Genomic DNA, 15,442 nt, shown 5'->3' on the forward strand with positions numbered 1-15,442 from the left:
GCAGCTGGCTGGGTTTCTGCCTCAGCCACTGCAGGACGAGGTGTAGGGGCGGGTCTTGCACCCGCCCGTCTGTTGATGTCGTGGAGCCCTTTGGTGGGCTGGGACAAGCCGCGGCCCCTTCAAAATTCCAAACAAATAATTATTGGAGATAGACCTTAAGGTTGCTTTAACGCCCACTCTGTCAGCAAACGCACACCATAACCCGTTGCACCTTTGGTATTAACCTCTTTATCTGTTCTGCTTAACGCATTACCTGCGATATCCAAATGAGCCCATGGCGTATCACCGGCAAATTGTTTTAAAAACCAGGCCGCGGTTGAAGCTCCAGTGCTGCTGCCGGTATTTTTCAGATCGGCAATGTCGCTTTTAATTTCATCGCCAAATTGTGGGCCTAAAGGTAAACGCCACAGCGGTTCATTTACTTTTTCGCCCGCTAAGGTTAATTGATCCACCAGTGACTGCTGCTGGGAGAACAAACCCGCATAGTAAGTTCCCACAGCACCTACTTTGGCCCCTGTTAAAGTCGCAATATCGACCATAGCACGCGGCTGGAATTCTTTATTGGCATACCAAAGCGCATCGGCCAGCACTAAGCGGCCTTCGGCATCAGTGTTAGTGACCTGAATAGTTAAACCAGCGGCTGATTTGAGTACATCGCCGGGCAACATGGCTTTGTCGGATACCATATTCTCCGCCATAGCCATCACAGCAACCACGTTCACCGGGGCTTTTTGCAATGCTAATGCTTTAATAGTCCCCAATGCCGCTGCTGCACCGGCCATATCGCTGGTCATACGGACTATCGAGTCAGAATCTGTTTTCAGGTTATAACCGCCCGTATCAAAAGTGATGCCCTTACCAACAATAGCCAGTGGCTTTTGATCGCTGCCCTGCCAGTGTGCTACCACTAAACGTGGAGGTCTGTTGCTGCCTTTGCCTACAGCTAAAAGAGCGCCCATTCCGAGTTTTTCCATCGCAGGCACATCCAGCACCCGCACTTTCACCCCTAGCTTCTCCAAAGCTTTCGCTTCGGCCGCAAAGGTTTCGGGCGTTAATGCAGCTGCAGGCTCATTGACCATATCCCGGGCTAAAAATACTCCTTCGGTTACGGCCTGTAACTTACTGAACTGGCGCTCTGCCGCTTGTTCATCCGTCACCAGAATTTCCAGCTTTTTAGCTTCGTCTGCTTTGTTCTTACTGAAATAGCGGTCAAAGCTGTAGGAGCGCAATTCAATACCATGCGCCAGTTGGGCAGCAAATTCGGCGTTGCTAAGCACAGATTGAAGCGCTGCGGTGTCTATCGTAAAAGTACGGGCTTTGTCTTTTTTTACCCATGCAGCAATATCTGCCCCCAGGTTGTTACTGATGGCAGCGGTCAGCTCTTTAGGTTCACCTGTTCCCAGCAGAACCACTCTGTTATAACCGGCGACTTCAGCCAAAATATCCAGTTGTGCCGCTTTTTTAGCTGCAAAGCCTGCCGTTTTAATCGCATGCTGTACCACCTTGTGCTGCAGTATCGTGGAAGAAGACTGCGTCAGCTGCTCCGGGCTGACCAACAGCACCAGTGTGTTCGCATCGAGTTCTGCTTTCTGATTCATTTCGATAACAGGGACTGCAGCAACAGCACTGTACGACAAAAGCAAAGTGGCAATACTGGTCATCATTGTTTTCATAGGGCCTTTCCTTTTTTATTGTAGTTCTACCGAGAGTGACGAAAGCACAAAAGAACAACAAGCCAAATCTGGTTAAATTGAATAATTTAAGCGACCAACTTAGTTCAGCGTTATGCCTGCAGATGTATTTTATTTCTCAACTGAATTGAGCTGAACCCACAGCAGTGATACAAACTAACCTTGGATATCTCCCCCTGCCCACATCAAGGACTTTTTATTAGATGGCATTGCAACTTAACTCTTTCGATCAATGGCTTATGTCAGTTACAACACCAAAAAACAGTTCGACTGTACATAGGTTTTGCTGGGAGTTCTTATTTTTTGGTATCAAACAGGCACGGGCCTGCCTATTTGTTGGCTTGTTTTTTCTGTCTGTTTTGCTGGTCCCACGTGAAGGGATAGCGGGTGTCAGTCGTTACGACGTACTGTTGGTGCTGGCCTTGTTGATCCAAATCTGGATGGTCTGGGCCAAACTGGAAACATGGGATGAAGCCAAAGCCATCAGCTTGTTTCATGTTGTTGGTTTTGCGTTGGAAGTCTTTAAGACTTCCGGCACCATTCAGTCCTGGAGCTACCCTGATCCTGCCTTAAGCAAAGTTTTCGGAGTACCACTTTTTGCCGGCTTTATGTATGCGGCAGTTGGCAGTTACATTATTCAGATCTGGCGTTTAATGGAGTTGCGGGTACGACACCATCCACCTTATTGGATGGCGGTGCTGATTGCTTCACTGATTTATCTGAATTTTTTCAGCCACCACTATATTGGTGACTACCGCTGGTATCTGGCCGCTATAACCTTAGGTTTGTATGCCAGAACCATAGTCTATTACCACCCTTTGGATAAAGAACGGCAAATGCCGCTGTTGCTGGGCTTTGTTTTAGTCGGATTTTTTATCTGGCTGGCAGAAAACATTAGTACTTTTATGGGCTTGTGGAGTTACCCTAATCAGTTGGGAGCCTGGTCTGTGGTGCATGTTGGCAAATGGAGCTCCTGGTCATTGCTGGTGATTATGACCTTTACCATAGTGGCGCAGCTTAAGTACGTCAAAGAGCGAATTCATGTGCCTGAGTAAAGTTATGGCAATTCGGGGAATATCTCTCTGTCACTTAGCGCTGTAATCAGTGCATCAAATACCAACCTGACCCGGTCAGGTACAGGGCCACGCTGGGGCCTGTAGACAGACAAAGGCCAGGGTTTGGGATCAAGTTCGGGGAGTAGACGTACTAAAGCGCCAGAGCGCAGATGAGGAATAGCCATACAAGAAGCCAGTTGCGATACGCCCAGCCCAGCTAAAGTTGCATCGGCTTCTGTTTCAGAATCATCTGCGACAAAACTAATTTTTTTGGGCGACCATTGCTGGCCCTCATGAAAATACCAGTGCCAGGCCCGGCCTGTCGCTTTGTCCATCAAGGCTGTTGTCGGCAGTTCTGCCAGTTGCTCTAAGTCCTGCGGGCTATGGTGTTTTGCCAGCAACAACGGGCTGGCTGTCAAAAACAAGCCAACATTGGCGACTTTCCGGGCAATAAAACCATTATCCCGGATCAATCCAATCCGCACTCCTACATCAATTTGTTCGTCCACTACATCCGCAATCTGATCTGACAAACGCAGGTCGAGCTGTAACGCAGGATGCTGTTGCGCCAGAGCACTCAGTACAGGCATCAGCACAGGCCGAATCACTCTCGGAGCCGCCAGCCGCACTAATCCGGCAATAGCATGATTTAAAACTGCCTGATGCTGCTGAAACAATGCATCCAATTGCTGCAGAGTGCTTTTCGCCTGCATTGCAAAACCTTCAGCAAAAACGGTCAGCCGGATATGGCGGGTACTGCGATGAAACAACACTTCACCCGTACTTTGCTCCAGTTGCTGCACTGCTCTGGTGACTGCCTGAGGTGAAATACCTAACCTTACAGCTGCGGCTTTAAAACTGTCACTTTCTGCCGCAGTACAAAAAATCCGCAGCAATTCAACTTTGTTCAACATTAATTATTCCAAAATAAGGAATTATAAAATCAAAATATTTCCATTTTTTGGATTTGTCTATCACTTCATACTGAACAGGTCGAAATTAATCAGATGCCACTCAACTGAGGATAAAACCATGAGTCAGAATATTTCAGGAAAAACTGTAGTGATCACAGGTGCCAGCAGCGGTTTAGGGGAAGCCACGGCTTACCATCTGGCCAGTCTGGGTGCCAGGGTTGTATTAGGCGCACGTCGCGAAGACAAACTGCAGCAGATAGCAGCACACATCGAAGCCAAAGGCGGACAAGCCGCTTATCTGGTGACGGATGTCACTAAAGCCAGCGAAGTTCAGGCTCTGGTGCAACTGGCGGTCAGTCGTTTTGGCCAGTTGGATGTCATCATCAATAATGCCGGTCTGATGTCTATTGCCCCTATCAGTGAATTAAAAACAGATGAATGGGATCGGATGATCGATATCAATATCAAAGGCGTGTTGTATGGTATAGCTGCAGCCTTGCCGGTATTTGAGCAACAACAATCCGGCCATTTTATTAATATCTCTTCAGTAGCGGGCATTAAAGTCTTCAGCCCGGGTGGCACAGTGTACAGTGGCACTAAATTCGCTGTTCGGGCCATCAGCGAAGGCTTGCGCCATGAAGTGGGTGGAGCTATCCGCACCACAACCATACTGCCTGGCGCAGTAGATTCTGAACTGAAGCACGGCAGCAGCCACCAGCAAAGTGCTGAATTTGTTAATAACTTCTATCAGATAGCTATTCCGGCAGATTCGGTGGCAAAAGCCGTTGCTTATGCAATAGCACAACCTAAAGAGGTAGATATTAACGAAATAGTGCTGCGCCCTACTGTGCAGGATTTCTAAGCCTGCACCACCAGCGCTACCAGTCAATCTGAGTTTTATTGCGGAAAAACGCACCAGTCGGACCATCGTCATCCAGCGTGGCGAGCCAGACTGGTGTTTCAGCACCTTGCTCCGGGCTTAAATCTGCAGCTTCGCCACCCATACGGGTACGTACCCAACCTGGACAAGCTGCGTTTACTTTCACTTCAGGCATTAATTCACGGGCACAGCTCACCGTGACTGCATTCAACCCAGCTTTACTGATGGCGTAACAAGCCGGACCTTCCAGCCCCTCTGAAAAACTACCCCAACTGGATGAAACATTGACAATACGGCCATAACCCCGCTGCTTCATCAAATGACCAAAAACTTTGCAGAGCATAAAAGGCGCCACAGTATTAACCGATAAACTGTGGAGTAAATCCTCAGCCTGAGTATGTTGCACTTCAGTGGAATGCAGTATGGCTGCATTATTAATTAATATATCAACAGGGCCATAGTGACGTTCAATCTGCAAGGCTTTTTGTTCCAGCAGCAAAGGGTCGGTCAAATCCAATCGAATTGCTATACCAGCGCCTAACAAGGCTACGGCTTCCTCTGCATCTTTTTGATGGCGAGCAGCCAGCAATAACTGAAAACCGCCTTGTTGCAGCAGAGTTTTAGCGATCGCAAAACCTATGCCCCGGTTTGCGCCCGTAATCAATACTGTTTTTTGTTGCGGCTGACTCATAAACCCACTCCCTTTTGATTGACTCTCAGTCCATTCACCTTAGTTTTTAACATTTTCAAATGAAATAGTAATGACTGCCGTGTAAATTTACCTACACTAAGCCACATGGCGAGTCAAAACCCCACGTAAAACGAGGAAAACTTCTGATGTCCAACATCAGCTTACTGCAAAAAACAGCACTGTCGTTCCTGTTTTGGTTGTTTTGTAGTGCTATTGCGACGACTGCAATGGCATGTGAGTTTGAAGTGGAACTGGAGCAATCCTGTGCGCAGGAACTGGAGGAGGATCTGTTACCCAAGGTCCCCTTTCAAGTGCAACGCAACAGTAATTTTTTACATCTACAAACCAAAGCCGGAGCTTTGTCTTTTCCAGTATTTAAAGAAAGAACGGATGAAGACACCCAGCCTTACTTAGTTTCGTACTTAAAGCCTGCGCAATTAGCTGTGGTTTGGGTATTTGAATATCGTGGCCGTAGCGTGTATCTGATTAATACCCAAACCGGTTTGCAGACTCAGATCAACGGTTTTCCATTGCTGTCACCAGACAACAAACGTTTACTGGTGTATTCCGAAGCTTATTCAGACAAAGAGAATGCCAATCTGGTGGTGATTTACCGCATTCGTAATCACAAGCTTTATGCTGAAATGGTGCTCAGTGGCGATGACAACAGAATACAACCCTGGAATCCGCTGAATGTGCGCTGGGTTAGCCCGGATAAAGTAGAGTTTATCCGGCTGCATTATCACAATGGTGAAGAGGAACAAAAACTTCAAAGCCTGCAATTACAACAAGGTAAATGGCAACTGCTCTAAAAACCCCTCTTGTGCGCCACAACTTTCGCCTGCTTTATAAAATCTGACTATAGTTTTACAGGTCTGCAGTCTGGCCAGTTCCAGAGACATTGCCGTTAACACCACTATGTATATGTTTTGCAGACACGGAGAATTGCGATGAGTAAAGCCCTCCCTTTAACGAATGCCACAGGCGCCCCGGTTCCGGACAACACCAATACCATGACAGCAGGCCCCCGCGGTCCAGCCTTACTACAGGATATCTGGCTTTTAGAGAAGCTGGCCCATTTTGACCGCGAAGTGATACCAGAGCGGCGTATGCATGCCAAAGGCGCTGGTGCTTATGGCACCTTCACAGTTACTCACGACATCAGCCGTTACACCAGAGCCAAATTGTTTTCTCAGGTTGGCAAAAAAACCGATGTATTTTTACGTTTCTCCACTGTAGCTGGTGAACGTGGAGCAGCCGATGCAGAGCGCGACATTCGTGGTTTTGCCGTAAAGTTTTATACCGAAGAAGGAAACTGGGATATTGTCGGCAATAATACGCCGGTGTTTTTCTTTCGGGATCCTATGCGCTTCCCTGACTTAAACCACGCAGTAAAACGTGATCCGCGCACAGGCTTACGCAGTGCCGAAAACAACTGGGATTTCTGGACTTTGTTACCAGAAGCTCTGCACCAGATCACTATAGTAATGAGCGACAGAGGTATTCCGGCGACCTACCGCCATATGCATGGTTTTGGCAGCCACACCTTTAGCTTTATTAACGCCGCCAATGAAAGGTATTGGGTAAAATTCCATTTTCACACTCACCAGGGCATTAAAAACCTGAGTGCTGAAGAGTCGGAGCTGGTGATAGGCAAAGACAGAGAAAGCCATTTACGTGATTTGTACGACTGCATAGAAGCCGGTGATTATCCGCGCTGGACTCTAAAAGTGCAGATCATGACTGAGCAGCAAGCCGCCACACATAAACATAATCCTTTTGATTTAACCAAAGTCTGGCCACACAAAGACTATCCACTGCATGAAGTGGGTGTGATGGAGCTGAATAAAAACCCGGAGAACCACTTTGCTGAAGTGGAGCAAGCGGCTTTCTCACCAGCCAATGTAGTACCAGGCGTCAGTTTTTCACCCGATCGTATGCTGCAGGCGCGGTTGTTTTCTTATGGAGATGCCCAGCGTTATCGATTAGGCGTCAATTTTAACCATATACCAGTCAATGCCCCACGTTGTCCTTTCCACAGTTACCACAGAGATGGTCAGATGCGTACCGATGGTAATTTAGGTGGCACTATCAGCTATCAGCCCAATTCAAAAGGGGTGTGGGATAACAGACCTGAATATGCCGAACCCGCTTTGGCCATGGCAGGCGCTGCAGACCGTTATGATCATTATGTCGATGACGACCACTACGAACAACCTGGCGATTTATTCCGGCTGATGACACCGGCACAGCAGCAGATCCTGTTTGCCAATACAGCCGCTAATCTGGCTGGCGTATCCAGAGATATTCAGGACAGGCATATCACCAACTGTACTAAAGCTGATCCGGCTTATGGCGCAGGAGTGGCTAAAGCTTTGGGCCGATAACAGCATCAACAATACCAAGCCCGGCTTAACACCAGCCGGGTTTTTAATGCAAATACAGCCTGCTGGCGGGTAACCGTGACAACTGCCACATCTTGTATCTCTGACACACTGCGTTGTATTCAGCTCTGAGCTTGGCTGATTCCTGCAACACAGCCAGACTGGCCGGATGATCACCATCCAGACGCTGCAACATTTGTTCAAACCAGTTTAAGCCATGCCTTAATGTGATCTGACAACGACGCCAGCGTTGCTGTTGTGCATAAGTTTCTGCCAGATTCTGAATAGAAATAGATAAACAAAAGGTCGGCAGCGACGCTTCTTCAGGGCTCAATTCAGGCGGACAACAAACAAAAGCGCAGTGATACCAGACAGGCCAGACATCAGAAATAGCCTGACGGTAAAAACAGGCTGCAGCCGTTAAATGCCGTTCGGTAAAGGCCTGATTGCCTTGCGCAATGATCTGTTGCCACTGATCCATAAAAGTCCCCAATTGAGAATTGATGTCATCTAGACCATTTCAATTGCGAATAGTTCGCAACAATGTCTGTAGATTTTGTCAAATCGACAATCAAGCTCTAATTCCAGATGTGAAATAGCTGTCCCTAAAATGTTAGTCCACACTCTGCTGTACCGGTCAGGACCCGAATCAGGGTCGGTATTACAATTGGAGATAAGTGGGAGTGTATAAACAGGGGGTGGGGAGTGGAGAGTGGCCTGACAGAATTCAGGCCACAGCAGAGCAGTTAATCTTTCTTCGCGAGCAGATAAGCCACAACAGCGTCTAAATCTTGCTGGAAATTCTCCTGACTTAAACCGGAAAACTTCACCAGATATTTACCATTCACAAGCAGTGTCGGTACGCCTTGCAGTACTTTAGCTTCAGAGTAATGGTCCTGGCTTTTTTTCATCGTGGCTACTTCAGCCTTTACAGCAGGGTTCACCATACCTGAGTCAAATAACATGGCCGGAATATCATTTACTACCAACAGGTTGCGGATATCCTGCTCAGAACTAAAGGTGGCGCGCTGGTTATGCAGATAATCAAAAATCACATCCGCAATACGATCGCCCTGACCGGCATTTTTCGCAACTACATAAGCTTTAGCCAGTGACTGCTGTAGTTCAGGTGAAGCTGCCCGTAAAAAATCGACGTGATATTTCGTCAGACTGACACCTTTTGGCAGATTTTTATTTAAGGTCTGCGCAAAGGGTTCAAAGGCTTTGCAGTGTCCGCAATAAAACGAAAAAAACTCCAGAACTTCTGGTTTTGTCGTCGCTTTTTCTGCGACTACGTCGTAATGCACGCCTTCCTGATACTGCACAGGAGCAGCTGCAGAAGCAAAGGCCATGACAGGAGCCAATACCAAAGCAAGCAGTAATTTTTTTAACATAAGGAACGCCTTCTAATTAAGATTGAGTCAGTAAAAAATTAACTAACTGCTTAAATTCTTCATCCTGATTTTCGCGGCTTAAACCCTGGTTGAGAATTTTGTATTTACCGTTAACGATAAAGGTTGGAACCCCGGTTAACACCCGACGGGCTGATAAAGCGTCCTGCTCTTTTTTCATTTGTTTAGCACCGCCAGCTACAGTAAAGCTTTTCAACGCTTTATCGTAAGTGTCTGCATCTACCCCATTGGCAACCACAACAGCTTTGATATCGTCATCGCTGGCAAAGGCTTTACGGTCTACATGAATGTGGTTAAAAAAAGCACTGGCTACCTGATCGCCTTTGCCCAGATTTTTCGCCACTAAATACGCTTTGGCTAAAGTGACCTGAATTTCAGGCGCTGCGTGTTGTAAAAAATCAACATGCACCTTTTTCAGTTCAGCGCCAGCTGGCAACTGCTTTGCTAATGCCTGCACTTTAGGCTCATAACCAAAACAGGCCGGGCAATAAAAAGAAAAATACTCTTTCACTTCAGGCTTGGCTGTCGCCTGCTCTGAAATCACTTCGTAGTGCTTACCTTCCTCAAACTGAGCTGCAAAAACTGCCACAGGTAATAACAAAGCACCTACTAACAACGCTGTTAACTTTTTCATTATTCGAATGTTCCTTGGAATAAAACTGTCACTACTCTAACAAAATCTTACCATTGAGGCATCAGAGAAAGTGGGCTCTGGTCACAGAATTTCAGCTGTTCATCCAGCGCCCGCAATTGTTGCTGCCAGTATTGGTCTGTACTGAACCATGGAAAGTTCTTTGGAAAAGCGGGATCGCTCCACCTTTTTGCTATCCAGGCCATATAAGACAAAATCCGCATCGCCCTTAGCGGCTCGATTAAACGCAGCTCTTTATGATCAAAATCACAATACTGGTCATATTCTTCCAGCAATAACGACAGCTGGTAGTTTTGCTCCACTCTGTCGCCATTGAGTAATAACCACAAATCCTGCACTGCGGGGCCATTACGACTGTCGTCAAAGTCCAGCAACAAAGGCCTGTCGTCATGCCACAACAAATTGCCGATATGACAGTCACCATGTACCCGGCGGATTTTTTCCGGCTTATACAAAGGACCGACCTTGTCGCACAATTGTTGCATCATCGCCTGATAATCTTTTTCCAATGAAGGTGGGATCAGACCCGACTGCAACAAGCTTTGCTGACTATCCAGTAAAAAAGTCTGATGGTTGATGGTAGGTCTGTGCAGAAAAGGCCGGGCAGCGCCAACCTGATGCACCATGCCTAAAAAACGGCCCAGTTGCAGCATTTGATCATCATTATCCGGCTCTAATGTACGGCCACCTCGGCTTGGAAAAACCGATAAATAAAAACCGCCGAAGGATAATACTTGCTGGCCATCTCGCTCAACGGCTTCGGCCACCGGCACTTCAATTTCAGCCAGTTCACGCACAAACTGATGTTCTTCGTTCAGCTGATCTAAGTTCCAGCGCTCTGGCCGGTAAAACTTAACCACCCAGCTTTTGCGATCGTCATCCCGAAACTGACAGACTCTGTTTTCGAAGCTGTTTAGTTGTAATAAACCAGAGCTGACATCAAAGCCATAATGAAACAGCGCGTCCAGCATTAAATCCGGACTTAAAGTAGAAAAATCAAAAGTGCTCATGGAATTCCGTTTGGTCAGTACAGCCAATTGCCATAAAAAAATAGGGAGCCGAAGCTCCCTAGTCTAACGCTTTTACAGATTTAACGGGCGGAAAAGAACTTACTGCCCTGGGTTAAACGGATATCCGGTTCGTCGCTGTCTTGCAGCACAAACTCAATTTCCAGCACTGGCCTCTTCGCGTCCACAGGGTCCAGCGATAAGCTGATAGGCAGGTTGGCTGTTTCACCGCCTTTGATGGTCAGCTCTTTCTCGCCAATCCACTGCGCGTCATCCAGGCCTTGCACCGACAACTGATAGGTTTGTTCCAGCTGCGATTTATTAATGACTTTTAAAGTGTAAGTGTTTTCAATTAAACCTTCGTCGGTTTCACGGTATAAAGCGCCACGGTCACGCACTATGTCCATCACCACAGGTTTACGCACCACTAAGGTCCAGCCAAAAGCCGCGCATACAGCAACTAACACCATAAAGTACCCAACTAACTTGCCACGTACTACTTTGGTGGTTTTGCCTTCCAGGCTATGTTCTGTGGTGTAGCTGATTAAGCCTTTGGCATAACCCATTTTATCCATCGTATCGTCACAAGCATCGATACAGGCGCCACAATTAATGCACTCGTACTGCAGACCGTTACGAATATCGATACCGGTAGGGCAAACATGTACACATAAATTACAGTCGATACAATCGCCCAGGCCTTTGGCTTTGTATTCAGTGTCTTTACGGGCACGTGGACCACGGTTTTCGCCACGTTTGGCATCGTAAGTCACGGTAAAAGTGTCTTTATCAAACATAGCCGATTGGAAACGAGCGTAAGGGCAAATGTGAGTACACATAATTTCGCGCATCCAGCCGGCATTACCATAAGTACAGAAGGCAAAAAACCAGACAGATACCGCAGCCCAAAAGCTGGCTTCCAGTGTAAAGAATTGAATAAACAGCTGATCCACAGGAGTAAAATAGCCAACAAAAATCAGCGCAGTGAGCACAGAGAACGCCAGCCAGCTAAAATGGGTCAGACCTTTTTTCACCACCTTGCTGAAGGTCCAGGGGTCCTGATCCAGTTTCATTCGCTGATTACGGGTGCCCTGAATTTTTTCTTCAAACCACATAAAAATAAAGGTCCAGACGGTTTGAGGGCATAAATAACCACACCAAACCCGACCATAAAAGGTGGTGACAAAAAACAAGGCAAAAGCGCCAATCACAAAAATCCAGGCCAGAATAGTGAAATCCTGCGGCCATAAGGTCATACCGAAGATATAAAACTTCTGCTCCATGATATCGAGCAAAATAGCCTGCTGACCATTAAATTGCAGCCATGGCAGCAACATAAAAGCAGCCATAAACACAAAGCCAATATTACGTCTTAAGCTTTGATGCAAGCCCTTCACCGCCCGAATATAGATGCGATCTCTTGGATTGTATTTGGCTTTTTTAGCCGGATCAGGTTGATGCACCTCTACCGGAATGTTTTTAATATCTATCTTGTTATCCACGCCCATTCCTCGTGCTGCTACCCAGTATCCAGTGTAGCAGGCTGTTTATTGCAGCTTGTTGATACAGGACAAAACCAAAGCTGCTCTGACGAACAACTGAACACAGCGCCTGTCTGCTTTAAGGCATTGTGATCATGTTGCTAACGTTTTGCCTGCACTGCTTTAGGTTATAACCAGATAAATCACTGCAATATTTGAACCAAAGGCCTATAGTATATAACACTATGATCCATATTGAGTTTTAATATCAGACTGAGTTTTTTACTGTCAACTTTGTTGACAGTATTCAGGTCTTTGGTTGTCAGATTGACAGTGCCATGCTGCTACTGCTGTGTTATAACCAATACAGCTATAGATGGGGTAACAGGTTATGCGCAATTTTTTGCTGTTGTGTTTGCTTATAGTCAGCGCCCTGACATTTTATGATCACCCACGAGTTCTGCCTTACTCAGAACCTGTACTGGATTGGCTGGCTGAACATATTTCATTGCCGGGCGTTCAGTCAGATTCAGTGGTCACCCGCAAAATTCAGAAAGCTTTTTATGCCATAGGCCAGGATTACGGCACAGGCCAACAAGAAGCCTTAGCTAAAGCCGCGCAAGACATCAACAGCCTGCTGCAATTTCGCCGCGACTACTGCCAAAACGGAGATTTTCATCCAGCCTTATTTGGCGACGCCATGCAAAGAGCCTGTGATGTGTTAAAGCAGTATCCCAAGCTGGAAGAGTTCAGTAAGTAAAGAACTGATTGCTTTCAGTTTTTATGGCGCAAGTGTGCGCCCAATACAGTGGCAATATCCGTACCAGCAAGCACCCACATCAGGAACAACTCTGCATGCGCTCATTAGAAACAAAAGTTATGAACTAAGGACTAAAAGCCTGCCGATTTCGGATTGGCAAATCATCCATCTATGCCTTGGCTTACAATGCCTTTTAGTCAAATAATTGGCTGGCATTCAAAGGTTCAGCTTCAAAGTCGATGAGCTCATGTTGCACTCAAAATCAACCAATAATAAAAAACACTCAACCAAATAATTGTTGAATCATTATTTGCAAGCCTATGCCTATTGCAAGACCGAAACAGATACCTACCAGCATACTGCGTTTACAGAGTCTAAATTTTGCTTGCCAGCTCATTTTATCACTCCCGATTGTTGCTCATGCGAGAGGGCGCATCCATGATGCGCCCGACGAAGCTACTAATCTAAACGGCTCGATATATATGATACGGTCAACCCGATACTGACACCAATCATGGCAATAGGAAACCATGCAGGAGCAGAACCAGCCACCGCAATACCAACACCTATTCCAACTATGCTCAAATTGCCGCCAATTGCCAGATCTTGAGATACTCCACCACTAACTTCTTCCACTTGCTCCAATGTTAACTCTTTCATGATTTATATCCTTGAGTTAATTAAAGCCTGACAAGCAGGCTTCTGACAAACCAAAACAACCTCGTTTTGGCTCCTTATCTGCGCTATTCAACTCATGTGCGACGACAATGGACTAAATGACCGCAAGCGCGGATTCATTAAACACTCAACAAATTAACATTGAAATAATCATAATTTAACAAAAGTGAATCACAAGGCCAAATCAGCCTTGATGCAAAAATGAGACTTAGTGAATTGATCAATAAAGAAATTTAGTTTTGCAGATTGAAAGCATCTGAATGCCAGTCGTAGACAACAAACTGGGGCTCTGTGGCCCCTGTTTGTTCAATGATAAAACCTACAACACATCCACTTTAATTTTGGCGATCACATCCAGTGCTTTTTGTTTGGCGTGATCGATGTTGTCGCCTAAAGCTAAAGCCACACCCATACGGCGTTCGCCTTGCACTTCGGGTTTGCCAAACAGCCGCAGGTCGGTGTCGGGTTGCATTAATGCCTGAGCTAAGTTGCCATAGCCAATTTGATCCGAGTTGCCCGGAACCAGCAATACAGCTGAAGCGGCCGGGCCGTATTGGCGAATAAGCGGAATAGGTAAACCTAAAATAGCGCGGGCATGCAACGCAAATTCGGAATAGTTTTGTGAAATTAAGGTCACCATGCCGGTGTCGTGTGGCCGGGGTGATACTTCGCTAAACCAGACCTCGTCGCCCTTCACAAAAAGCTCGACGCCAAATAAACCAAAACCACCTAAAGCTTCTGTCACTTTAGCGGCGTAATGTTGGGCTTTTTCTAAAGCAACAGCAGACATGGCCTGAGGTTGCCATGATTCGCGGTAATCACCTTTTTCCTGACGATGGCCGACTGGTTCGCAGTACTGAGTGCCGGACACAGAGCGCACTGTCAGCAAAGTGATTTCGTAATCGAAGTCGATAAACCCCTCAACTATCACCCGGCCTTTACCGGCACGGCCGCCTTCTTGTGCATAAGCCCAGGCGCTTTCTAAATCGGCGTCGGATTTCAGTACAGACTGGCCCTTGCCCGAGGACGACATAATAGGTTTCACCACACAAGGGTAACCAATATGCGCCACTGCGGCTAAGTAGCTGGCTTTGTCATCGGCAAAACGGAAAGGCGAAGTTGGCAGTTGTAACTCTTCAGCTGCTAAACGGCGGATCCCCTCGCGATTCATAGTTAAATTGGCTGCTTTGGCGCTAGGGATCACAGTAAAACCCTGTTGCTCCAGCTCAACCAAAGTGCTGGTCGCTATAGCTTCCAGTTCAGGCACTATCAGCGCAGGTTTTTCTTTGATCACAATTTGGCGCAAGGTGGCACCATCCAGCATAGAAATCACGTAACGACGATCAGCCACCTGCATCGCAGGTGCATTGGCGTAACGGTCGACTGCTATCACTTCGCAGCCTAAACGTTTGAGTTCAATACATACTTCTTTACCGAGTTCACCACTGCCTAATAACAGTACTTTGGTGGCGTTGGCCGCGCCCGGGGTTCCTATCTGGCTCATCTGCAGCTCCTTGATTTAATGTGCAAGAGCATACCAAAATTCAGCTATGAACACTTAATGATTTCAGCCCGAACTTTGCCGTTGAGGTATAGTAAAAGGAAGTTCAAACAGAGAATGATGATGTCAGAACAACTATGCCCTCTATGCCAGCAAGCCAATTTATGCAAGGCCGGCACTGCTGACCAAAGCCAATGTTGGTGTATGCAGCAAGAGTTTCCGGCTGAACTCTTGGCGCAAGTGCCTGACCAAAGCAGCTGCATTTGTGCAGACTGCTTAGCTCGTTTTCAAAAACAAGCAAAACCGGTGCAGCAGTTTAAGCCTGACTAATCACAG

Annotated in this window: 16 protein-coding genes; 6 read left to right on the plus strand and 10 right to left on the minus strand. The window is 46.8% G+C overall.

Translation table 11 applies throughout. From position 1 onward, the window contains the following. Window positions 1–155 precede the first annotated feature (155 nt). Window positions 156–1,673: a leucyl aminopeptidase gene (locus EK374_RS20125; RefSeq protein WP_127026301.1), complete on the minus strand. Its 1,518-nt coding sequence runs from the start codon at window positions 1,671–1,673 to the stop codon at window positions 156–158. Window positions 1,674–1,894: 221 nt separating this feature from the next. On the opposite strand from EK374_RS20125, the gene EK374_RS20130 reads away from it, so the two are divergent. Beyond that, on the plus strand, window positions 1,895–2,746 hold the full coding sequence (locus EK374_RS20130; RefSeq protein ID WP_127026302.1) for a DUF817 domain-containing protein: 852 nt from the start codon (window positions 1,895–1,897) through the stop codon (window positions 2,744–2,746). Window positions 2,747–2,748: 2 nt separating this feature from the next. On the opposite strand, the gene EK374_RS20135 is transcribed toward EK374_RS20130, so the two are convergent. Next, entirely contained in the window at window positions 2,749–3,660 is a 912-nt protein-coding gene (locus tag EK374_RS20135) for a LysR family transcriptional regulator (protein WP_127026303.1), read from the minus strand. 118 nt (window positions 3,661–3,778) lie between these two features. Between EK374_RS20135 and EK374_RS20140 the strand changes: the two genes are divergently transcribed. Beyond that, on the plus strand, window positions 3,779–4,522 hold the full coding sequence (locus EK374_RS20140; protein ID WP_127026304.1) for an SDR family oxidoreductase: 744 nt from the start codon (window positions 3,779–3,781) through the stop codon (window positions 4,520–4,522). A gap of 16 nt (window positions 4,523–4,538) precedes the next feature. Here the strand turns inward: EK374_RS20140 and EK374_RS20145 are convergent, their stop codons facing one another. Continuing rightward, window positions 4,539–5,231: an SDR family NAD(P)-dependent oxidoreductase gene (locus EK374_RS20145; protein ID WP_127026305.1), complete on the minus strand. Its 693-nt coding sequence runs from the start codon at window positions 5,229–5,231 to the stop codon at window positions 4,539–4,541. A gap of 146 nt (window positions 5,232–5,377) precedes the next feature. Between EK374_RS20145 and EK374_RS20150 the strand changes: the two genes are divergently transcribed. Together EK374_RS20150 and EK374_RS20155 are read left to right on the plus strand one after the other, a co-directional pair. Further along, window positions 5,378–6,043, plus strand: coding sequence for a hypothetical protein (locus tag EK374_RS20150; RefSeq protein WP_127026306.1), 666 nt, complete (start codon window positions 5,378–5,380; stop codon window positions 6,041–6,043). 138 nt (window positions 6,044–6,181) lie between these two features. Next, the gene (locus EK374_RS20155) at window positions 6,182–7,618 is read left to right on the plus strand and encodes a catalase (protein ID WP_127026307.1); all 1,437 of its coding nucleotides are present in this window, start codon (window positions 6,182–6,184) and stop codon (window positions 7,616–7,618) included. Between the two features lie 43 nt (window positions 7,619–7,661). Here EK374_RS20155 and EK374_RS20160 read toward each other — a convergent pair whose 3' ends face one another. From EK374_RS20160 to ccoG, 5 genes are all read right to left on the minus strand, one after another. After that, window positions 7,662–8,096, minus strand: a complete 435-nt coding sequence (locus EK374_RS20160; protein ID WP_127026308.1) for a hypothetical protein — start codon at window positions 8,094–8,096, stop codon at window positions 7,662–7,664. Between the two features lie 265 nt (window positions 8,097–8,361). After that, window positions 8,362–9,009, minus strand: coding sequence for a thiol:disulfide interchange protein DsbA/DsbL (locus EK374_RS20165; protein ID WP_127026309.1), 648 nt, complete (start codon window positions 9,007–9,009; stop codon window positions 8,362–8,364). Between the two features lie 16 nt (window positions 9,010–9,025). Then, window positions 9,026–9,661, minus strand: a complete 636-nt coding sequence (locus EK374_RS20170; RefSeq protein ID WP_127026310.1) for a thiol:disulfide interchange protein DsbA/DsbL — start codon at window positions 9,659–9,661, stop codon at window positions 9,026–9,028. A gap of 47 nt (window positions 9,662–9,708) precedes the next feature. Further along, window positions 9,709–10,689 carry a serine/threonine protein kinase gene (locus EK374_RS20175; RefSeq protein WP_127026311.1) on the minus strand — a complete coding sequence of 327 codons (981 nt, stop codon included), beginning with the start codon at window positions 10,687–10,689 and terminating at the stop codon, window positions 9,709–9,711. Between the two features lie 80 nt (window positions 10,690–10,769). Next, on the minus strand, window positions 10,770–12,188 hold the full coding sequence (gene ccoG / locus EK374_RS20180) for a cytochrome c oxidase accessory protein CcoG (RefSeq protein WP_206099253.1): 1,419 nt from the start codon (window positions 12,186–12,188) through the stop codon (window positions 10,770–10,772). A gap of 370 nt (window positions 12,189–12,558) precedes the next feature. Between ccoG and EK374_RS20185 the strand changes: the two genes are divergently transcribed. Beyond that, window positions 12,559–12,927, plus strand: coding sequence for a hypothetical protein (locus EK374_RS20185; RefSeq protein WP_127026313.1), 369 nt, complete (start codon window positions 12,559–12,561; stop codon window positions 12,925–12,927). A 459-nt stretch (window positions 12,928–13,386) separates the two neighbouring features. Here EK374_RS20185 and EK374_RS20190 read toward each other — a convergent pair whose 3' ends face one another. Next, window positions 13,387–13,587, minus strand: a complete 201-nt coding sequence (locus tag EK374_RS20190; RefSeq protein ID WP_127026314.1) for a hypothetical protein — start codon at window positions 13,585–13,587, stop codon at window positions 13,387–13,389. Between the two features lie 337 nt (window positions 13,588–13,924). Continuing rightward, a complete protein-coding gene (gene purT / locus EK374_RS20195; RefSeq protein ID WP_127026315.1) occupies window positions 13,925–15,109 on the minus strand; it encodes a formate-dependent phosphoribosylglycinamide formyltransferase in 1,185 nt (394 codons plus the stop codon). A gap of 114 nt (window positions 15,110–15,223) precedes the next feature. On the opposite strand from purT, the gene EK374_RS20200 reads away from it, so the two are divergent. After that, window positions 15,224–15,436, plus strand: coding sequence for a cysteine-rich CWC family protein (locus EK374_RS20200; protein WP_127026316.1), 213 nt, complete (start codon window positions 15,224–15,226; stop codon window positions 15,434–15,436). The last annotated feature ends 6 nt before the right edge of the window (window positions 15,437–15,442 follow it).

Origin of the sequence: Rheinheimera mangrovi (assembly GCF_003990335.1) — a bacterium.
GTDB lineage: Bacteria > Pseudomonadota > Gammaproteobacteria > Enterobacterales > Alteromonadaceae > Pararheinheimera > Pararheinheimera mangrovi.